Annotated in this window: 14 protein-coding genes; 4 read left to right on the top strand and 10 right to left on the bottom strand. The window is 67.9% G+C overall.

The window, feature by feature from the left end; translation table 11 throughout:
- Positions 1-42 precede the first annotated feature (42 nt).
- From FZ983_RS29555 to FZ983_RS29540, 4 genes are all read right to left on the bottom strand, one after another.
- A complete protein-coding gene (locus tag FZ983_RS29555) occupies positions 43-2094 on the bottom strand; it encodes a hypothetical protein (protein WP_149228138.1) in 2052 nt (683 codons plus the stop codon).
- A complete protein-coding gene (gene flgK, locus FZ983_RS29550; RefSeq protein WP_149228137.1) occupies positions 2091-3500 on the bottom strand; it encodes a flagellar hook-associated protein FlgK in 1410 nt (469 codons plus the stop codon). Before flgK ends, FZ983_RS29555 begins: the two co-directional genes overlap by 4 nt.
- Before the next feature lie 126 nt (positions 3501-3626).
- Entirely contained in the window at positions 3627-6278 is a 2652-nt protein-coding gene (locus tag FZ983_RS29545) for a flagellar hook-basal body complex protein (RefSeq protein WP_149228136.1), read from the bottom strand.
- A gap of 229 nt (positions 6279-6507) precedes the next feature.
- Positions 6508-8010 (bottom strand): tetratricopeptide repeat protein, encoded by a 1503-nt coding sequence (locus tag FZ983_RS29540; RefSeq protein WP_149228135.1) that lies wholly within the window; start codon positions 8008-8010, stop codon positions 6508-6510.
- A gap of 94 nt (positions 8011-8104) precedes the next feature.
- Here FZ983_RS29540 and FZ983_RS29535 point away from each other — a divergent pair, with 94 nt between their 5' ends.
- Positions 8105-8443: a DUF1491 family protein gene (locus tag FZ983_RS29535; RefSeq protein ID WP_149228134.1), complete on the top strand. Its 339-nt coding sequence runs from the start codon at positions 8105-8107 to the stop codon at positions 8441-8443.
- A 25-nt stretch (positions 8444-8468) separates the two neighbouring features.
- Here FZ983_RS29535 and FZ983_RS29530 read toward each other — a convergent pair whose 3' ends face one another.
- The 6 genes from FZ983_RS29530 to FZ983_RS29505 all read right to left on the bottom strand — a co-directional run bounded on the left by FZ983_RS29530 (position 8469) and on the right by FZ983_RS29505 (position 16854).
- Positions 8469-10955 carry a PAS domain-containing sensor histidine kinase gene (locus FZ983_RS29530; RefSeq protein WP_247884033.1) on the bottom strand — a complete coding sequence of 829 codons (2487 nt, stop codon included), beginning with the start codon at positions 10953-10955 and terminating at the stop codon, positions 8469-8471.
- 8 nt (positions 10956-10963) lie between these two features.
- On the bottom strand, positions 10964-12523 hold the full coding sequence (locus FZ983_RS29525) for a 5'-nucleotidase C-terminal domain-containing protein (protein WP_247884032.1): 1560 nt from the start codon (positions 12521-12523) through the stop codon (positions 10964-10966).
- 146 nt (positions 12524-12669) lie between these two features.
- Positions 12670-13503, bottom strand: coding sequence for a metallophosphoesterase family protein (locus FZ983_RS29520; RefSeq protein WP_149228132.1), 834 nt, complete (start codon positions 13501-13503; stop codon positions 12670-12672).
- Positions 13504-13512: 9 nt separating this feature from the next.
- On the bottom strand, positions 13513-14700 hold the full coding sequence (locus FZ983_RS29515) for an ATP-grasp domain-containing protein (RefSeq protein ID WP_149228131.1): 1188 nt from the start codon (positions 14698-14700) through the stop codon (positions 13513-13515).
- Between the two features lie 16 nt (positions 14701-14716).
- Complete coding sequence (locus FZ983_RS29510; protein WP_149228130.1) at positions 14717-15967, bottom strand: GNAT family N-acetyltransferase; 1251 nt, start codon at positions 15965-15967, stop codon at positions 14717-14719.
- A 179-nt stretch (positions 15968-16146) separates the two neighbouring features.
- The gene (locus FZ983_RS29505; protein WP_149228129.1) at positions 16147-16854 is read right to left on the bottom strand and encodes a glutathione binding-like protein; all 708 of its coding nucleotides are present in this window, start codon (positions 16852-16854) and stop codon (positions 16147-16149) included.
- A 234-nt stretch (positions 16855-17088) separates the two neighbouring features.
- Between FZ983_RS29505 and FZ983_RS29500 the strand changes: the two genes are divergently transcribed.
- From FZ983_RS29500 to FZ983_RS29490, 3 genes are read left to right on the top strand one after another with little or no spacing between them, the layout of a single operon-like run.
- Positions 17089-18240: an acyl-CoA dehydrogenase family protein gene (locus tag FZ983_RS29500; protein WP_149228128.1), complete on the top strand. Its 1152-nt coding sequence runs from the start codon at positions 17089-17091 to the stop codon at positions 18238-18240.
- The gene (locus tag FZ983_RS29495) at positions 18237-19805 is read left to right on the top strand and encodes an AMP-binding protein (RefSeq protein ID WP_149228127.1); all 1569 of its coding nucleotides are present in this window, start codon (positions 18237-18239) and stop codon (positions 19803-19805) included. Before FZ983_RS29500 ends, FZ983_RS29495 begins: the two co-directional genes overlap by 4 nt.
- Positions 19806-19842: 37 nt before the next feature.
- Positions 19843-21021 carry an ABC transporter substrate-binding protein gene (locus tag FZ983_RS29490; protein WP_149228126.1) on the top strand — a complete coding sequence of 393 codons (1179 nt, stop codon included), beginning with the start codon at positions 19843-19845 and terminating at the stop codon, positions 21019-21021.
- Positions 21022-21127: the final 106 nt, after the last annotated feature.

Below are 21127 nucleotides of genomic sequence, written 5' to 3'. Positions count from 1 at the left end.
CTGAAGAAAATGGGGGCGGCCGGATCGGCCGCCCCTATTCCGTCAGGCGAGATAGTTCAGCAGCGACAGCTTCTGCGTCTGGCCGGCGACGGCGTAGGTCGCCTGCTGCACGTTCATCGCGCTGCTCAGCCGTGCCGCGACCTCGTTCTGGTCGATCCCCTCGATCTTGGCGATGCGCTCGGTCAGGGTGGCGACGGACTCGTTGTGGGAGGTCTTGATGGTCTCCAGCGTCGCGCCGTCGGACGCGACCTTGGCGTGGATCGACCGGATCTGATCGGTGGCCTGGGTCAGCATCTCGCGCGCCTGGGTGCTGTACTCGGTCCATTTGCCGGGGTTCGCCGCCGCCGTGCGCACCAGCTGCATCGCCTTGACCAGCGTCTGGAACGCCTTGTCGTCGGCGCTGACGCCGTAGGTGACGTTCAGGTTGTCGTCGATGGTCACCTGGGACTTGCGGTACGCCTCGGCGTTCTTGCCCTTGGTCAGATATTCGGCGTCGTAGAAGGGCAGGTCGGGCGGATCGGCATAGGGAACGTTGATCAGGCTGTCCTGCTCCGGCGGCAGGGTTCCGACCGTGATGGTGTTCTCCAGCGACCCGTTCGTCACCTTGGCGGAGGTGGAGAACAGCGACGTGCGGTTGGGGTGATTGGTGGGATCGGCGAAGCCCGTGCTGGTCAGCGCGATACCGGGCCCGTTGCCCACCGCGTCGATGGTCACCGGCGGAGCGGGGTTCAGCGTGGCGAACTGCTGGCGCAGCTTGTCGGCGACCTGTCCGACATTGTTGACGCCGGCGGCGTAATCGGTGTCGCTGACGGTGTAGCTCACCTTGTAGGTCTGGTATGGCGGCAGGTCATGCGGCGCGGTCGGGTTCCGGGTGTAGTAGTTCTGGTTGTAGGGATCGTCCGGATCGCCGACCGCGACCGTGAATTCGAACGTGTCGCCGATGTCGACCGCGGCGCCATTCAGGGTGAAGCGGTCGATCTGCGGCAGGGCGGCCGTCGGCGCCTGGGTGGTGGATGGCGTATCGACGCTGTTCTCCACCGTGGCGGAGTTCACGACGCGCGCCGACAGGTCGAACTTCTGCCCCGGATCGTTGCCGACCAGCGTGATGATTCCGTTGGAGGTCGAAACCGTCATCGGCAGCGCCGGGTTGGCGGCGTTGATCTGGGCGGTCAGGGCCTGGGCGACGAAGGTCAGCGACTTCGGGTTGGCCGCCAGATTCTGATGGCTGAAGGTCTGGCCGTTGATGGTCACCTCGAAATAATCGTCGGTGTTCACCACGGCGCCGTTCAGCGTGATCTTGCTGGTCTGCTTGGTCGCCAGCAGGTCGGTGACCGGTTCCGTGCCATAGCGCGAGCCGGCGAACAGGTAGCGGTCGCCGAAGCGCTGGTTCAGCAGCGCCTGGATGTCGCGCATGGCGCCCTCGGCGCGGTCCTTCACCTGATCGGCCTGCGGGAAGGAGACGTTGAAGCTGCTGCTGGACGCCGCCTTCAGCGTGTCGAAGCTGAGGTTCAGCATGGCGCCCTCGCCCGGGCCGCCGGAGATGTTGAAGTTGTAGCCCTTGCCGTCGTTGGGCGGGGTGGTGCCCAGGTTGATGGCGCGGGTGGTCTTGCCGCCGAGCCCGTCCGTCACCGTCACGTCGAAGGTGCCGTTGCCGCCCTGCTGCGAGGGCACGGCGGTGACCGTGTATTTGGCGCCCACCGTCAATTTCGACTTGGCGGGATCGATCGCCACCTTCATCCCCTCGGGATTGGTGTTGATCGCCGAGGTGACGCTGGCGGGGCCGGGCTGGAAGGGGAAGGTCGTGCTGGAGGTCCAGCTCGACACGATCGATTCCAGGGAGGTCAGAACCTTGTCCGTCGCCTGCACGCGCGGGGCCGCGGTGTTGATGCTCTGGATGTAGTTGTCCTTCTTCGCCATCTCCGCCCGCAGGTCCAGAAGCTTCTGCACCTCCGGCCCATAGGCGTTGAGATCGACCGACTTCTTGCCCGTGGTCAGCTGTTCGGACAGCCGGTTGATGTCGTTCTGGCCGCCGGACAGGTTCCGGACAAGGCTCAGATATTTCGAGTAGCTGCTGACTCCCGTTATCGAGCTCATCGGACCACCGCCTCCAGCGCATCAAACATTGCATTGGCCACTTGCATGACCCGTGCCGAAGCCTGGTAGGAGGTCTGGAGCTGCTGCAGCTGGGCGATTTCCTCGTCGATGTTGACGCCGGTCTGGGACTGGTAGCGCTCGGACAGCAGCTGCATCGACGCCTTGTTGGACTCGCTGGCGGTGTTGGCGGTCTTGGCCGCGGCCATCCAGGTGCCGGTGATGGCGCTGCCCATGGCGCTGTAGCTGGTGTCCTTCAACTGCAGGCCATCGGCGCTGAAGTTGCGGCCGGACGCATTGATGGCCGTGACCATGTCGTCGATGGCGGCCCGCTTGATCTTCGCGGTGTTGTCCACGAGCTTGGCGTTCACGGCGATGGTGAAACGGTCGTTCCCGGTGAAGAACTGGTTGATCTGCTCGCCGTCGGCGGCCGGGGCGGATTCGTCGTAGGCGTCGGCGAAGCTGGTCGGCTCACCGGGCCGGGTCGGGCCGGTGAAGGCCTTGGCGAATTCGTCCAGCTGGGAGCGCAGCTTGCGGACGATTTCCGCCGCCGGGTCGCCGCTGGCCGGCGTCGGCGGCTCGGTCGTCGAGCCGTCCTTGCGCATCTGGATCAGCGAGCCCAGCTTGCCGGCGGTCAGGTGGTTGTTGATCGAGGTGACTTGATTGCCGACCTGTAGGTTGATGTTGCCGCCGTCATAGGAAAGATTTGCCGGCTGGGCATCGACCAGCGCCAGACCCGACGGGGTGAAGATCGCCAGACGGCCGTCCGGCCGCTCCACGGTGCGCACGGGCATGTAGGTGCTCAGCTCGCGGATCAGGCCGTCGCGCTTGTCGGCGACGGCGTTGGCGGCCGACCCCTGGCCCAGCAGCGACACCGTGTCGTTGTTGATCGTGTTGATCTGCTTCAGCAGGTCGTTGACCGTTTCGACCGACTTGGTGATGTCCGTCTTCATGTCGCGGTCGAGCTGTTCCACGCCTTCGGAGACGCGGCGGATCTCGCGCGAGAAGTTGTCGGCGGCCTGGACCAGCTGGTACTGCGCGGTCTCGTCCTCCGGCGAGGTGGCGAGCGTCTTCACCGCGGCCTGGAACTTGTCGGCATAGTCGTTCAGCAGAGGCGTGCCGTTGGTCGTCCGCAGCAGGTCGCCCAGCTGCTGCATGTAGGTCGCCGTCGCCTGCGATCCGCCGTCGCGCGCGGTCAGGTCCATCACCTGCGCCATCAGGGCCTTGTCGACTTCCCGGCGATAGGTCGTGCTGATGACCTGGCCGCTGGCGTCCACCGACTGTTGGGCGGTATGGCGCGTGCGGGTGGGATCGTTGGCCTGCGCGATGTTGTCCGAAACCAGCTTGACGCTGGACTGGACCGTGCGCAGCCCGGCCGTGGCGCTGTTCAAGGCTGCGAAGAGGGACATGGCAGGGGACCTTTCGCGGATCGGGAGGATCGGGGCGTGGCCGGGATGGCCGCCGCCCCCCTCTGGCGATCAGGGAAACGGGCGATGGGATGCACGTTCGGGAAATCAGGAGGTCAGGGCCGCGGCTTAACGCTTCAGACCCAGCACTTCCTGCAGCATTTCGTCGGAGGTGGTGACGATCTTCGCGTTGGCGGAATAGCTCCGCTGGGTGACGATCATCTTGGTGAACTCGTCGGCGATGTCGACGTTGGAGCTTTCCACGCTGTTCGCCACCACCGCACCGGCGCCGTTCGTCTCCGGATCGTTGAAGTTCGGCTTGCCGGCCTCCTCGCTCTCGACGAAGACGCCGCCGGATTCGCGCTGCAGGGCGTTCGGGTTGTTGAAGGTGATGATCGGCACCTTGGCGACCATCTTCGACCGCCCGTTGTCATAGTTGACCATCACGGTGCCGTTGTCGCCGAAGACCACGTCCTTGAACTGTCCGCGCGGTGCGCCGTTCTGAACCAGCTGGGTGACGTTGATCTCCTCGCCGGCATATTGGGTCAGGCCGCCGGGCTTCTGGTACTTGCCGAGGTTCAGCGTGACCTGCTGCGGGCCGAAGCCGTAGTCGACCGTGAAGGTCACGGTGGCGTCGGCACCGGCGGACTGGTTGGCGGAGCTGACCGACGTGCCGGTGCCGACCAGGGCGGTGGAGATGTTGGTCAGCGTGCCGACCGTCTCCGGCGTCTTGCCGAAGGTCAGGCCGATATGGGCCGGCGTCTGGCCGGCGACGGCGCTCTGGTCGAGGGTGAACTGGGCGGGGGTCGCGTCTGTCCAGGCTCCGGTGGCGGTTGCGTCACTGGTGACCGTCAGTGCGGCTCCTGTCTGGGTCACGGTCCCGCCAGCGGCTGTGATCAATTCGCCGAGCCGCGTCATGACTTTGGTCGGTGTGTTGTAAAGACCGATATTTGCATTATCCAAGGCAAGCGAGAAGGTGCGGGAAGTGCCGCCGATATCAGTCGTAATTGAGTAGGTGTCGCCAACGTCGACCGTCGATCCGCCCAACGTGATAGTGCCTGCGCCGTTGTCAGTCATCGTGTTGGCATAGGCCGGGCTGGCTGCAGTCTTGGCGGTGACGGTGATGACGCCGCCCTGCGCGCTGGCGGTCACCGGCAGCGAGGTATTGGCGTTGATCTTGTTCGCCAGCGCCGCGGTGATGTCCTCCATCGTCATTTCTTCGCCGGTGGTGCTGTAGGTCACCGCCGTACCGTTGATGCTCAGCGTGTACTGCGTGCCGATGTCGCCCGGCGTGCCGGTCAGGGTCACCGTGCGGCTCTGGCGCACGCCGGCCACGCTGGCGACCGATGGCAGCGAGCTCATCGTGTTGACGGCTGGCGCGGAGTTAAGAGGTACGTCAGCGGTGGAGTTGACAGGGTCGCCAGCGGTGTTCGCCTGGATCGACAGGATGTTGCCTGCGGCCGAGGCCGTGTAGGTGGAGCCAAACTGCTGATTGATCTTGCCGGCCAACTGAGAGACGACGTCGCTCACCGTCGAATAGCTCTGATAGGTCGCGGCCGTCACCGTGTAGCTGACCGGCTGGCCGTTCACCCTGATGGTGAAGGAGTCGCCGACCTCGACCTGGGTCTGCGGGAACTGGTACTTGTCGATTTCGCCGGCACTGCCGGTCGCCGCCGTCGAGGTCTGGGTAACGATCGTGTTGTCGGTTCGGGTGCCGGACTGCACCTCCGTGTTCAGCTTGAACGGCGTGCCGGCATCGCGGGCGGTCACGCGGATCGTCTGGCCGGACGAGGTGGCGAGCACCGATGCCGCCGGGGACGCGGAGTTGATCTGGTTGGCCAGTGCGCCGGCCAGCCCCGAATAGGTGCGGATCGAGCCGATATTGTCGGCCGTGATCTTCAGGCTGTAGTTGGTGCCGTTGACCTTGACAGAATAGACGTCGCCGATGCGCAGGTTGTCCTGCCCATTGGTGTTGTTGCCGGAGATCGTGATGACGTTCACCTGTGCGACCGCCGTCTGGCCGGCGATGTTCTGGCCGAAGGACACGGTGGCGGGGTTGCCGGTGAAGGTGCCGTCGACGGGCTTGGTGTTGGAGCCCGGCGCGTCCAGGACCATGCGCCAGCTGCTGTCCGCCTGCTGCCGCCACTTGAAGTTCACGGTGCGCGGATTGCCCTGGCTGTCGAAGATCTGGATGCTGCTGTCGGGGACCTTTTCACCGGGCTTCGGGGTCGCCGGCAGGTTGGCGGCCAGGTCGATGGTGCTGGTCGCCACCGGCTTGTCGATCAGGCTGTTCACCTGGATCGGCGCCACCTGATCCTTGTGCAGGACGCCCGTCACCGGATCGACCAGCCAGCCGTTCAGGGCGTAGCCGGCGCTGTTGACCAGATAGCGGCTCTTGTCCAGTTCGAAGTCGCCGGCGCGGGTGTAGAAGGCGGCCGACGACGACACCGTACCCGTCTGCGTCTGCACCAGCGTGCTGGATCCCTGGGTCGCCACCTTGGTGACGCTGAAGAAGCCCTGGCCCTGAATGGCGATGTTGGTCGGGCTCTGCACCTGGGTCAGGGCGCCCTGGATGTTGTTCATGAAGACCGGCTGCGCCGTGACCCCGCCCGGCTCGTGCAGGCGCTGGCTGGACTGCAGGACCATCGTCTCGAACGCTGAATCGACCCGCTTGTAGCCGATGGTCGAGCTGTTCGCGATGTTGTCCGAGATATGTCCGAGCGCCTTCGACTGGGCATTCAGGCCGAGAACGGCGGTTGTCATCGAACCGAAGATGCTCATGGCCGGGGTCTCCGAAAGAATAGGGCAAAGGTCTTCTGCGCCCTACCTAGCAAGCGGAGTGCCAACTGCGATGGTCTCGTCAACTCATTGAAATAACTAATTTTCCTGCGCGGGCGGTGCGGCGGCGCCCGAATTTGCCGGGAGGTGGGAAAGTTTCGCCTAGTGCCGGCGGGGGCGGGCGGGCAGAAAGCTCCCGCCGAAGTCGCCGCCCGCCGTCATCGTTCAGTCCTTATCGTCCTGCTGCCCTGGCGGCGCGCAGGGCCTGGGCCTTCAGCACGGCGGCGGCGGTGCCGACCACCGTGGTCCAGTCGCCGGGCCGCGGCTGGCGGAACAGCCGGAGCGACGGGTACCAGGGGCTGTCGGCGCGGTCGAGCAGCCAGCGCCAGTCCGGCACATGGGGAAGAAGGAGCCAGGACGGCACGCCCATCGCCCCGGCCAGATGGACCATGGCGGTGTCGACCGTGATCAGCAGGTCGATGTTGGCGAGGATGGCGGCGGTGTCGGCGAAGTCGCGCACCCGCTCCACCGCGTCCCGCACCCCCTCGCCGGGCAGTCGCGGCAGGTCGGCGCGGGCGTCGCCCGTCTGCAGGCTGACGAACCGCACCCCCGGCACCGCCAGCAGCGGACGCAGTGCCGCGACCGGGATCGAGCGGTTGCGGTCGTTGCGGTGGCGCGGGTTGCCGGCCCAGACCAGTCCGACGCGCAGGCCCGCCGTGCCACTACGATCGCCGTCGTCGTTCCTGTCCCCGTCCTGCTCCGCCAGCCGGTTGCGCCAGCGGGAAACGTCGGCGGGATCCGGGGCTAGATAGGGGACGCTGGCGGGGATGGTCGCCAGATCGGTGCCGAAGGCGTAGGGCAGGCTCATCAGCGGGCAGTGGAGGTCGTGCGGCGGCGGCTCCTCCCCCCGCACCAAGACCTGGACCGACTGGCCGAAGGCCCGGTTGAACAGGCGGAAGAGCAGCAGGTGCGTCTCCAGGATCACCCGTCCGCCTTCGCGTGCGGCGATCTGTGCGACCAGCGGAGCGTAGCGGACGAACTGCATGGCGTCGCCGAACCCCTGGTCCATGTGCAGCAGGATGGTGGCGGCACCCGGCGGCCGTCCGTCCCAGGGCGGGGTGGCAAAGCGGCGCCAGCGATGCTCGAACCCCTCCCAGCCGGCGCGCAGGTCGCCGCGCACCAGCCGTCCCACCGCACGGGCGAGATGGGCGTCGGAACGGGCCGGGTTGCGGGCCAGCACGGCATCGAAACAGGAGTCCGCCTCGTCGAAACGGCGAAGGTCGCGCAGGACGGTGCCGAGGTTGAGCAGAGTCTCCGCATGGCCGGGCCGCAGCCGGGCCGCCCGATCGAGCCAGTGCCGGGACTCCGCATAGCGGGCCAGCGCATGCAGCGACGCGCCCTGCGCCTCCAGTGCGTCACCATTGGCCGGGTCGAGCGCCAGGGCGCGCCGGAGTGCCCGCTCCGCCTGCTCCGGCAATTCGGCCGCGCGCAGGGCAGCCCCCAGATGCCCCCAGGGAGAGGCCGCCGCCGGACGGACGTGGATGGCCCGGCCGATCGACCGGATGGCGGCGGCGAGGTTGCCGGTCTGCGCCGACAGCACGCCGGAGAGGTGCAGCGCGTCGGGCTGCGCCGGCTCCGCCGCAAGGATGCGGGCGTAGCCGGCGGCCGCCGCATCGGCGTGACCGGCCATGTGGTGGTTGACGGCGGCGTTGAGAGCGTCCACGAGTGTCGTCATGGCTTCTTCTCTACACCGGCGCGCCGGTCAGGGCGAGGGGCGACGTCACTGCCGAACTGGGGCCGCAGCCTCAAAACAGGAGCCGCATACGGTAATGGACGACCGTCTTCCGACGCATCTCTGGGTTTCGGCCCATATCCGCGCCGCCGATGCCCAGGGGGTGGCGATGACCGTGGTCCGCAAGGGCGACCCCAGCCGCGGAACGGTGATCCTGAAGCTGAACCGGCTCGACCGCAGCTTCACGGTGCTGGTTCAGACCCGCGAGGGCGATGGCGACCGCCTGTTCTGGGCGCGCGGCACCGGCCCGGATCCGGTACCGGAGGCCGATGCCGACGCCTACATTGCCCGCCAGACCCGCTACGACCCCGACGTCTGGGTGGTGGAGGTCGAGGACCGCCAGGGCCGCCACTGGTTCGAAGGGCCGGTGCGCTGACCGTTCGTCGGCCTGGGGGCCGACCTCAGGCGGCGTCGATGACCCGGGGGAATCGCAGGGTGAAGCGGGTGCCCTGGCCCGGGTGGCTCTCCACCCCGATGGTGCCGTGCAGACGGCCGGTCACCAGATTGTAGACGATGTGCAGCCCAAGCCCGCTGCCGCCGCTGCCGCGGCGGGTGGTGAAGAAGGGATCGAAGATCTTCGGCAGAACCTCCGGCGCGATGCCGTTGCCGTCGTCGGCCACCGACAGCTCCACCATGTCGCCGTCGCAAGGGCGGGCGGATATCGCGATGCGGCCGGGCTGTTCCGGGTCCAGCGCATGGATCAGCGCGTTCATGATCAGGTTGGTCAGGATCTGCGACAGCGCGCCCGGATAGCCGTCCAATTCCAGGTCGACCGGGCAGTCGACGGAAATGGTCAGGGCCGACCGCGCCTTGTAGGTCGGATGCAGGCTGCGCATTAGCTCGTCGATATAGTCGCGCAGCAGGAAGGCGCGGCGTTCGTCGCTGGACTGGTCGACGGCGACCAGCTTGAAGCTCTGCACCAGATTGGCGGCGCGGGTGCTGTTGGACAGGATCAGGTTCGCCATTTCCATGCCGTCGCTGAGGAAGCGCTGGAAGTCGGACTTCTTCAGCGCGCTGGCGGCATGGCGGTCCGACAGCTCCCCGATCAGCGCCTGCAACTGGGAGGCGCCGGTGATGGTGATGCCGATGGGGGTGTTGACCTCATGCGCCACGCCGGCGACCAGCTGGCCCAGCGAGGCCATCTTTTCCGCCTGGATCAGGCTGGCCTGTGTCGCCTTCAGTTCGCAGAGCGCGCGTTCGGCGGCGTCGCGCGACTGGCGCAGCGCATTCTCCGCCTCCACCTCGCGGGTGACGTCGACCACCACCGCCTGGATCGCCGGACCGTCCATCCAGTCGACCCGCCGCCCGGTCAGCTCCACCCACAGGCTGCCGCCGTCGGGACGGCAGGCGCGGATGCGGCGGCGTGGCGTGGACCCGCCGTCCAGCAGCCGGTCGTAATTGTCGATCAGCCCGTTGCGTTCCTCCACCGGCACCAGCGCCAGCAGGGACGGCAGGGCCATCACCTCGGCCACCGTCAGCCCCAGCATGGCGGCGAAGCTGTCGTTGGCATAGAGCGGGTGGAAGTCGCGGTGGATGATGATGCCCTGGATCGATCCCTCGACCAGATCGCGGAACCGCCGCTCGTTGTCGGCCAGCGCCCGCTGGCGCCGGTCGATCTCGTCGATGAAATAGCGGATGGAGGCGCCGATGTCGGTGATCTCGTCGTCGCCATCCACCGGAACCGGAACCTTCGTCGCCGGGCTGGCCGGTACCGATCCGTCGGTCCGCGGCCGGCCAGCATCCGCGTGGCCCGCCGACAGCCGGGCCAGCACCGCCCGGTTCATCGCCACCAGCCGCGAGGACAGGAAATGCCGAAAGATGAAGTAGACGCAGACCGCCAGGATGATCGATGCACCGGCCAGCATCATCACCGTGCGCGACCGCTCGGCGATCAGTTCGGCCAAGGCGTCGGTGCGTTGTGCCGACTGGTCGCGAATGGAATCGTACAATGTGCGGGTGGACCGTTCGACCGTCTCCACCAGCACACGGGCCTGACCGGTCAGGGCCTGGGCGCGGTTGCGCGCCTGCAGCCGGTCGATGGCGCTGTGGAATACCCCGCCCGGCGCGACCAGCAGCGAGAACAGCTCCTCCTGCACGGTCGACATCATCTGTCCGGTCGTGTCCGGCGCATCGGCGGACAGACGCGCCAGATCAGCCAGCGTGCGTTCGGCCGCCCGCGCCTCGCCCTTCAGGCGGCTGAGATGGTCCAGCTGCGTGGCGCCCGCCGCCCGCGCCATCAGCGCGCCGATGCGGACGGCCCAGGCGCCGGTGTCGGGCATGCTCTCGATGGAGGCGGCTAGCCGGCTCAACCCCCGCGCCGCTTCGGCCTGACGGTCGCCATAGTCGATCTGGCGCGTGACCTCGGCGTTCAGGTCGGCAACGGTGGCGGCCAGAATCAGCAGGGTGGAGCGGGTCTGTTCCAGCAGGCGGACATTGCCGTCGCGCTCGCCGTCCTCAGTGCCGCTCTCCTTCATCAGCCCGCGCATGCGGGCGACGAGGAGTTGCATCGAATCCAGTTCCGTCACCAGCCCGTCATAGATGGAGCGGCGCTGCGGGGTCGAGGTGGCGGCGGCGAGCTGAGGCAGCTGCGCCACCAGCTTCTGCAGGGAACCATGCAGATCGGCGCTGGCGATGACCTCCGGCAGGGTGGTGGTCGACAGCGCCGTCACCTCCGCCCGAAACAGGCGGAAGGAGGACATCGACACGCCGCCGATCAGCACCACCAGCAGGGCCATCACCGACAGCCCAAGCGTGATGCGCACGGCGATGCCGAAGCGGCGCGGCCGGTTCGGCGGCGGGAACTGTGGCGCCGGCCGCACCTGCGGCTGGGTTCCGGGTTGGATCAATGCGCCGGGCCGCGGTGGGCTCTCGGCGATCGAGGAAGCCATGCCGTCCATCATCGCCTCACCGTCATCCGGCCGTCCAGCCGCGGAACGAATTCCCCGTCGCGGGTGATCTGGCTGATCAACTGGGTGGAGACGAAATCCGTGTTGCGGTCCTCCACCAGCCGCGGCGCCCCGGCCAGCATGCCATAGCCGTCGCCGCCGGCCGCGAGGAAGCTGCTGGTCGCCAGCCGGTAATGGGTGGAGAGGCCGACCGGCTTGCCGCCGACCGACAGGCTGCGCAGCCTCTGGCCGGGCGGGCGGCTCAGGTCGATCTCGGCGCGGGCGTTGGACAGGTGCGGGAAGCGGCCCTGAAGCTGCTCCACCGCCGAAACGCCGCTTTCCACCGCGTCCCACAGCTGCTGCCCGGTGACGTCCAGCACCACGCCGACATCGTGATAGGGAAGCTCGGCATAGATGTCGCGGCGGGTCAGCAGGGCGCCGGCCGGATAGCTGCGGTCGCCGCGGATGCCGCCGCCGTTGATCAGCGCCACATCGGCGTCCAGCGCCGCGCGCAGCATGTCGACGACTGCGTTGGCGAAGGCATTCTCGCCGGTGCGCACCGCTTCCTTGCGGGTGTCGATCGGCCCGGTGAGACGTCCCACCTCCATCCTCAGCATGGTGTCCAGCCGCGCCGCATAGGCCTTGGCCTGGATGTCGACGGCGGGGTCGGGCGCCACGGCGGCGGTGTCGATCAGGCGGGGGGAGGGGGCCCAGGTCACCCGCGTCTTGCCGTCCGCCTGCGCCGTCCGCTCCACCGTCAGGTCGAGCGCCAGCACCCATCCCGCCTGCGGACCCACGGTGGCGGACAGAAACCGGCCGTCATAGTCGACGGCGAAGGGGCGGCTGCGGTCCTGGTACAGCACGATGTCGGCGGGGCGGGCGGCCAGGATGCTGCGGTGGGTGTCGCCGGCATAGCCGGTCATCGCCACCACCAGATCCACCCCCTCGGCCCGCAGCGCCGCGGCCTTGGCGGCCAGTGCGGCGACGGGATCGCGGAATTCCGTGCGCTGGGTCCGGGTGGTCTCCCGAGTCAGCACGGGAGTTGCGGCCAGAACGCCGATGCGCAGGGGTCCGGCGGTCAGCACCACCGCCTCTTCCAGTCCGTCCGGCGTGCGGCCGGTCGAGCGGTCGACGGTGTTGGTGGTCACGATCGGGAACCCGGCCTCGAAGGCGCGGGCGCTCAGCTGGTCGTCGCCATGGTGGAATTCGCGATTCAGCGCGGCCATCGCATCGATGGTCATGCCGTTCAGCAGGTCGATGATGTGCGCGCCCTGATCGTAGAAGGCCAGCACCGACGGCGCCAGCGTCTGGCCGCCATGCAGGGCCAGCACATGACGGTGGGAGCTCCGTTCCTGCCGGATCGCTCCAGCCAGACGGGCCATGCCGCCGCGTCCGCCGGTCTCCTCCAGATCGGTGGTGCCCTGGGCGTAAAGGATGGTCAGCTTGGCCGTGGCGCTTTCCGCGGCCGGCGGTGTCGCCGCGGGATTAGCCTGCTGGGCGCGCGACGGCGTGGCGCCGAACGCAAGGCACAGGGAAAGACCCAGCGCGAGCGGGGCAATCAGGGATGACAATGTCCTGCCGGGCCGGGACCGAAACCCGCCGGCAGCGCCGCTTCCAAAACCGATGTTGTCCATAGCCCGGCGTCACCATTGGCCCCCCGTGCCGGATTATGCGCAATTCGGTGCCGCTGTAGAAGCAAAGCCGCGTTACGGGACTGTCATATAGATGACACGCGGGAAGGAAGTGTCCGTTTTACCCACTCATACACTCCGAGAGTCCTTAGAATTCCAATCAACTTCATGCGCAATGGTGCCGGGACTGCGGCAAAACGTGGCGCCAGCCCGGCCCGCCGCGTCTTGGCGAGTGCCGCCCGGCGCGCATAGGCGACGCGGTGCAGGGTGACGTGCCCGGCATCGCTGTCGAAACAGGCGAAGCAGGCGCGTTGGTCCGTCCCGCGTGGCTCCCCCACCGTGCCGGGGTTCAGCAGATAGACCGCATCGGGTTGCAGCGTCGCACCGCCGTCCAGCGGGATCGACCGCACCGAGCCGTCGCGCCACTCCCACAGCCCGGCGCGGTGCGTATGGCCGAAGGCGCAGACCCGCGCTCCGGATGAGTGGCCGGCGAGCGCCTGAAGGCTCAAGGCGCGCTTGGCGTCGTCGTCCAACCGCACCAACTCCTTCCCCTCGTCCGGGTGCAGGGCGCCGTGGACGGCGATCAGCGCGCCATCGACCACGGTGGTCAGCGGCAGGCCGGACAGGAAGGCGCGGCTCTCCTCGTCCAGCCTTCGCCGGGTCCAGTCGACGGCGCGCGCCGCCGGACCGCTGAACCCTTCGGTCCCGATGGCGCCGGTCACCGCCCGGTCATGGTTGCCGGCGATGCAGACCGCCCCCGCCTGCCGCAGCAGGGCGATGCAGGCGGAGGCATCGGTGTTGTAGCCGACGATGTCACCCAGGCAGACGATGCGCTCCACCCCCTCAGCCCCTATGGCGTCCAGCGTCGCCTGCAGGGCTTCCAGATTGGCGTGGATGTCGGAGATCAGGGCGATCTTCATGAGTCTCGGTCACGACTTGGCGAGGCGGGGCAGGCGGGTGGCGCCGGAGAAGCGGGCGAACAGCCGGTCCAGCTTCGGGCGCAGGAAGGGCATCGGGTCGTCGGGGGTGATCGCCTTCGCCTCGCACCGCGCGACCCAGGCGAGCCAGTGTGCCGTCGGAACGCCGCTGTCGCGCGCCGCCAGCCGGTCCTTGCTGATGTGGCACCAGCAGGCGCCGGGCCGCGCCTTGGCCGGGGCAGGGCGGGGGCGGCCGGTCAGGTCGGCATGGACGATGGCCGGCAGGTTCACCCCGGCGACGGCGCCCAGATGGTGCCACAGGTTGAAGCGCGGGTTGATCTCCAGCAGGTGCAGGCGGCCCTGCGGATCGCGCTTGAAATCGAACTTGGCAACGCCGGTAAGACCGATGCGGGTCGCGATCTCCCGTCCCAGCGCGGCAACGTCGGCCCCCTCGCCGTCGATGTCGGTGATGGTCAGCGCGGTGCTGTGGCCGAAATCGACCGGGTAGGTCCTGATCTTGCGCCCGGTGAACTCGCCTACCACGGCGCCGTCGGCATCGATATAGACATGGTGGCTTTCGATCCGCGTTTCCGGTCCGGGGATCAGTTCCTGCGCCAGCAGGTCGATTCCGACCGGGATCAGCCGCAGCCAGAGCGCGCGCAGTTCCTCCGGCCCCTCCAGCCGGATCGCCTTGCCGAGCCCCTCGATCTCGTCCCAGGGCGGCCGGCGGGTCAGCGGCTTGACGATGACGGGATAGCGCAGGTCCAGCTCGGGCGCCTCGCTGCCCGGCAGAGGGCGCAGCCGCCGGGTGCGCGGAACCGGCAGATCCAACCGTTCCGCAAGCGCCTGGAAACGGCTCTTGTCGACCAGCGTCTCCACCAGATCGCCGTCGGCGAGTGCGAAGCGGAAGACCGCGGCCAGCCGGTCGCGATGCCGCGACACCATCAACAGCTGGGCATCCTCCTCCATATAGAGCACCGGCTTGTCGGGCTGGGCTGCGCCGAAACGCAGCAGCCGATCCACCAGAGCCTCGTCACAGCCGCCCTCCCATGGGATCGGCCGTTCGGTGAAGCGGGAATGGGCGGTGGCGCCGCCGGGCGGCCCGACCACGGCGCAGCGGACGCCCGCCAGCCCCAGCGGGCGCACCAGATCCATGTCGCCCAGCACGCAGGCCAGTGCCCCGGTCTTCCTCTTGGTCATTCGCACGCCTCCCCCCTCAGATGCTTTTTGCCGGCGCGGTCCAGCCGCGCAGCGACCGTTTGGCCGTATCGATCATCAGCCCGCGCGCCCGTCGGCAATACGCCTCCACCCGCCGGCTGACCCGGTCGGGACCGAGCGTCAGCCAGTTCATCGGCTGTTCGGCATTGGACAGCAGCGGCTTGTGTCCAGCCGGGGTCGACATGAAGTCATAGCAATCCTCGCCGCGGGCCAGCGTGTCCTCGACCGCCAGCACATGGCTGAGCAATCCGGGCTTCAGCCGGTTGTCCGCCTCGAATGCGAAGCCGCCCTGGTAATTCAGGACCCGGTTGCGGTGGACGAAGTTGTAGAGGTAACCGACGGGCTGGCCTCCGGCGCTGACCCGGCACAGGCGTACCGCACCGCTCGGCACGCCCTGGGTGATCAGCTGCTCGTGAAAGGGGCGGAAGGCGGGATTGGCGAAGGCTCCGGCCTGCCCGCGGGCCTTCCAGCCGGCCTGATGCAGCACCTCCAGCGCCGCGAAATCCTCAAGCGCCTCCTCGACGGTGGTGGCGACGCGGTAATCCAGCCCGCCGCGGGCACGGTAGAGCCGTTCGCTGCGGTTGACCGCCGCCCGCGTGTTGCGGCCAAGCCCCGCGCGGAAATCGCCGCCCGCTGCCCTGACCGGCGCCAAATCCACCCATTGCGCGGAATCGGCGATGCGCAGCTGCAGAGAGTGGCCCGTCCGCGCCGCAACGCGCCGGGCAGCTCGCTCCGCCGCCGGGGTCAGGCCGCCCAGCACCAACTCGTCGTTGGCGGACAGCCGGGCGCCCAGCCAGTGCAGGGCGGCGTCCGTCACCTCGTCGGCAAAGCGGCGGTCGGCAAGGATGCCGTTGTATTCCATGAACAGCCGGTCATAGCCGCGGTCGCCCGTTTCGTGGAGCATCCAGCACCGGCCGGGCAGCAGGCCGAGACGCCGCCGCTTGCGCGGGCAGAGCACGGCCAGCCCGACCAACTCGCCCTCCCGCCGGGCAAGCAGCAGCCCGGCCTCGATCCCGGCCGGCATCTGCGCCAGCCAGGGGCCGATCCACGACCAGGACAGAAAGAAGGAAGAGTCGGCGCGCGCCTCCAAATCCGCCCAGACCTGCGCCAGCTTGGGCAGGGGAGGCAGCGGATGCAGGGCGATGTCGATGGTGCCGGGGGCAGCGGTATGGGGAGTGGATTGGGTTGCCGTGCCGGTCGCCGTATCGCTGGCGATGCCGTCGGAGTCGGTGCGGGGCCAGATGCTCATCGGCGCGGCGTCTCCGGAAGATATTCCCTACCGAAAACAACACGCTCGTCCTGCAAACGGTCCTGTCTACACCGGGGGCACCCGAAATCTTGTGCGGCGCGAAAGGATGCCACAAAAGATTGCGCACCTATACGGAAACGCCGGCCCGGCGGATGGAACCGGGCCGGCGGTAGGGCGGATCAGCGCTTGACCGTGTCGGCGGACTGGCCGAACAGGATCTTCTTGCTCTCGTCGTTCACCGTGGGCGTGCGGTTGGGGTTGACCGCCTGCCCCTTCTCATAGGCGCGCACCACCGCCGGCCGCTCTTTGATCGCGTTGAACCAGCGCTTCAGGTTGGGGAAGTTGTTCAGATCCTGCTGCTGGCGTTCATGCGGCACGATCCAGGGATAGCTGGCCATGTCGGCGATGGACAGCTCCGCCCCGCCCAGGAACTCGTTGGTGGCAAGCCGCTTGTCCATCACGCCGTAGAGGCGCCCGGTTTCCTTGACGTAGCGTTCCATAGCGTAGGGGATGCGTTCCGGCGCGTATTGGACGAAATGGTGGTTCTGGCCGGCCATCGGGCCCAGGCCGCCCACCTGCCAGAACAGCCATTCCAGCACCGTCTTGCGGCCACGCAGGTCGGTGGGCAGGAACTTGCCGGTCTTCTCGGCCAGATAGATCAGGATGGCGCCGGATTCGAAGACGGTGATCGGCTCGCCGCCGTCGGCCGGGGCGTTGTCGATGATCGCCGGCATGCGGTTGTTGGGCGAGAAGGCCAGGAATTCCGGCTTGAACTGGTCGCCGGTGGAGATGTTCACCGGCTCGAACCGGTAGTCCAGCCCGGCTTCCTCCAGAAAGATCGTGATCTTGTGGCCGTTCGGCGTCGGCCAGAAATAAAGGTCGATCATCCCAAACCCTCCAGTGATTTGCGGAAAAGGTTAACCGCTTCGTTCCGGCTGGCAAGCCCGCTCCGACGCGGAGCAGCCCTTCGGTCCAACCAAGTTATTTCGTATAACGAAATACAATTTCATTTTGTTGACAGTCCTCGCTGCTTCTGTCAGCTTGGCCAACGAACAGACGAGGCGGCGCCCCCTCAATCCTTGGTTTCCCTTGAAATCATTCTCCCCGGACGGAGAGCACGCATGGCCTTGGACAAGGACGTTTTGGATCAACTGCTGGACACGCTGGGGCGCTTCGTCCGCGAAAAGCTGGTCCCGCTGGAGCATAAGGTGGCGGAGGACGACGCCATCCCGGCCGAGGTGATCGCCGCGATGCGCGAGATGGGCCTGTTCGGCCTGTCGATCCCGGAGGAATATGGCGGGCTTGGCTTGTCGATGGCTGACGAGGTGCAGGTTGCCTTCCAGTTGGGCCAGACCTCGCCGGCCTTCCGTTCGCTGATCGGCACCAACAACGGCATCGGTTCCCAGGGCATCGTCATCGACGGGACGGAGGAGCAGAAGCGCACCTATCTGCCGCGTCTGGCCGCGGGCGAGATCGTCGGCGCCTTCGCCTTGACCGAGCCGGAATCGGGATCGGACGCCGGCAGCTTGCGCACCACCGCGCGGCGCGACGGCGACCATTTCATCCTGAACGGCACCAAGCGCTACATCACCAACGCGCCGCAGGCCGGCCTCTTCACCGTCTTCGCCCGCACCGATCTGGACAGCCGCGACGCCCGCGGCGTGTCGGCCTTCCTGGTGGAAGCCGGGACGCCCGGCCTGTCGCTCGGCCCCATCGACAAGAAGATGGGGCAGAAGGGCGCCCACACCTGCGACGTGATCTTCGAGGACTGCCGCGTTCCGGCCAGCGCCATCCTGGGCGAGCGGGAAGGGCAGGGCTTCAAGACGGCGATGAAGGTGCTGGACCGCGGCCGGCTGCACATCGGCGCCGTCTGCGTCGGGCTGGCGGAGCGGCTGATCCGCGACAGCCTGTCCTACGCGATGGAACGCAAGCAGTTCGGCCAGCCGATCGCCGAATTCCAGCTGATCCAGGCGATGCTGGCCGACAGCCGGGCGGAGGCCTATGCCGCCCGCTGCATGGTGCTGGAGACGGCGCGGCGCCGCGACGCCGGACAGAACGTCAACACCGACGCCGCCTGCTGCAAGCTGTTCTCGACGGAAATGGTGGGGCGCGTCGCCGACCGGGCGGTGCAGATCCATGGCGGGGCCGGCTACATCGCCGATTACGGGGTCGAGCGCTTCTACCGCGACGTCCGCCTGTTCCGCATCTATGAGGGCACCACCCAGATCCAGCAACTCGTCATCGCCCGCAACATGATCCGGGAGGCGGCATGACTGTGGGGCGGCCGGTTCCCGATTTCGCTCGCATGGTGGCGGCTCTGCCGCCGCGCATCAGCCACGCCGCACTCGCCTGGGCGGAGCGTACGCCGGACGCCCCCGCCCTGTTCGACGGGGTGCAGGAGTGGAGCTATCGCCGGCTCAAGGAGGCGGTCGGGTGCGCCGCCGCTCATCTCCGGCGGCTGGGTGTGGTCGGCGGCGACCGGGTGATGATCGTCTGCGAGAACGGCCTCGCCGCCGTCACGCTGATCCTGGCGGCGAGCGAGCGCGATGCCTGGCCCGTCATCGTCAATGCCCGCCTGTCCGACCGTGAGATCGACAGCATCCGTGATCATTGCCGGCCGCGCCGGATCTTCTATACCGATACGGTATCCCCCGACGCCGCCGCCCATGCCGCCCGCCATGGTGCGGAACCTCTCGGCGACGCGGATCTGCCGCCGATGGCTGTCGGGCCGCTGCTGGACGCCGATCCGGAGCCGGTCCATGCCGGCAACCAGCGGCAGGTCGGCGCGCTGATCTACACCTCCGGCACCACCGGAAAGCCCAAGGGCGTGATGCTGTCGCACCGCGGCCTGCTGTTCGTCGCCTCGGTGTCGGGATGGATGCGCGGGCTGGGTCCCAGCGACCGCACCTATGGCGTGCTGCCGGTCAGCCATGTCTTCGGCCTGGCTTCCACCTGCCTCGGCACGCTCTATGCCGGCGGTTGCCTGCATACGGTCCCCCGCTTCGCGCCGGCAGCGGTGTGGCAGGCGTTGGAACAGGATGGCGTGACCGTGTTCCAGGGTGTTCCAGCCATGTACGCCAAGCTGGTGGAGCATGCGACCGTCACCGGACGCACGCCCAACGCGCCGGCCCTGCGCTACCTGTCCTCGGGCGGCTCGGTGCTGGACCTCGAGCTCAAGCTGGCGGTGGAGCGGGTGTTCGGCCTGCCGCTGCACAACGGCTACGGCCTGACCGAATGCTCGCCGACGGTGACGCAGACCCGGCTGGACACGCCGCGCGGCGACACCTCCATCGGCCCGGCCCTGCCGCTGGTGGAGATGCGCTTCGTCGACCACGTCACCGGCCGCGACGTGGCTGACGGCGAGCCGGGGGAGCTGTGGGTCCGCGCGCCCAACGTGATGCTCGGCTACTACCGCGAGCCGGCGCTGACCGCCGAGGTCATCACCGACGACGGCTGGCTGAAGACCGGCGACGTGGCCCGGCTGGAGCCGGACGGCTGCGTCACGGTGGTCGGGCGCATCCGCGAGATCGTCATCCGCTCCGGCTTCAACGTCTATCCGGAAGAGGTGGAAGGCGTTCTGACCAGCCACCCGGCGGTGACGCTGGCCGCCGTGGTCGGCCATGCCGTCGCCGGCAACGAGGAGGTGGTGGCCTTCGTCCAGTTCGTCCCCGGCCGCAGTGCCAGCGAGGACGAGTTGAAGGCCTGGGCCGCCGAACGGCTGGCCCCCTACAAGCGCCCGTCGCGCATCGTCGCCATGGACGCCCTGCCGGCCAGCCCGACCGGCAAGCTGCTGAAAAGCGGCCTCAGGGCCTTGGCCGCCGAGGTGATGGCCGCCTGACGTCAACAAACAAAATCCTGTGGGAGGAAACAAGACCATGAAGCGGACACTTGCCCATCTCGTCACAGTCTCGGCCCTGGCCCTCTCGGTGGCGCTCGGTGCCGGGGCGGCGCAGGCCAAGGAATTCCTGCTGGGCTCCGAACTGCCGCTGACCGGCAGCCTCGCCCGCGTCGGCCAGGGCATGCATGAAGGCATCTCCGTCGCCGTCGAGATGGCGAACAGGAGCTATGCCGGCAAGCACAGCTTCAAGGTCCAGACCATCGACGACGAGACCTCCCCGGCCAAGGGCGTGGCGGCGGTGGAGAAGCTGGCCGGCGACGGGGTGGTGGCGATCACCGGCGGCTACGGTTCCAACATCATCGGCCCGGCGTCGGAAGCGGCGCAGAAGGCCGGGCTGGTCTACATCACGTCGGGTGGCGTGTCGCCGGAACTGACCCAGCGCGGCTATCCCACCTTCTTCCGGATCAACAACACCGACGGCTATGCGCTGGCCATGATCGGCCTGCTGCAGGATATGGGCGCCAAGAAGGTCTCCATCGTCTACCTGAACAAGGACGCCACCAGCAGCCTCGCCCGCCAAGTCAACACCGCGCTGACCGCCAAGGGCGTCACGGTGGGCATGCACGAGTTCGACGCCTCCACCAGCGACTTCAAGCCGCTGATGAACAAGGTGAAGCTGCAGGACCGCCCCGACACCATCGCCATGGTCGGCTACGAGAACGACTATGTCGGCATCCTGCGGGCGTCCAAGGTGCTGAAGCCGCAGGTCAAGGCGGTGGTCGGCGTCTGGTCGCTCGCCACCGCGCAGATGGCCAAGGAATTCCCTGACCTGATGGAGAATGTCTACGGCACCTCCATGCTGCCCTATCCGGTGGAATTCACCCAGCCGGAGGCGGTGGAGTTCGCCGCGACCTACAAGAAACTGTTCAACAAGGACCCCGACTATCTGGGCCAGTTCGGCTATGTCCAGACCCGCCTGCTGATCGACGCCGTGGTCCGCGCCGACGAGGCCGGGACGCTGGGCAAGGGCGGCCTGCCGGACGAGCTGCGCAAGACCGACGCCAATACCCTGATCGGCCGCGTCACCTTCGACAAGAACGGCGACAACCTGAACTTCACCCACCGCATGGGCCAGCACCAGGGCGGCAAGGTGGTCCTGGTCTGGCCGCAGGACGCCGCCAACGGAAAGATGAACTTCCCGGCTGTGCCGTGGTGAGTGGATGGGGGTGGGAAGGTTAGCCCCCACCCTGACCCTCCCCCGCTGGGCGGGGGAGGGAAAATCGCCCTCCCTTGCGAAGCGGGGGAGGGAGGGGACCCGCGGC

The organism is Azospirillum sp. B21 (assembly GCF_008364825.1).
Taxonomy (GTDB): Bacteria; Pseudomonadota; Alphaproteobacteria; order Azospirillales; family Azospirillaceae; genus Azospirillum.
This window is presented reverse-complemented; position numbering and strand designations above follow the sequence as displayed.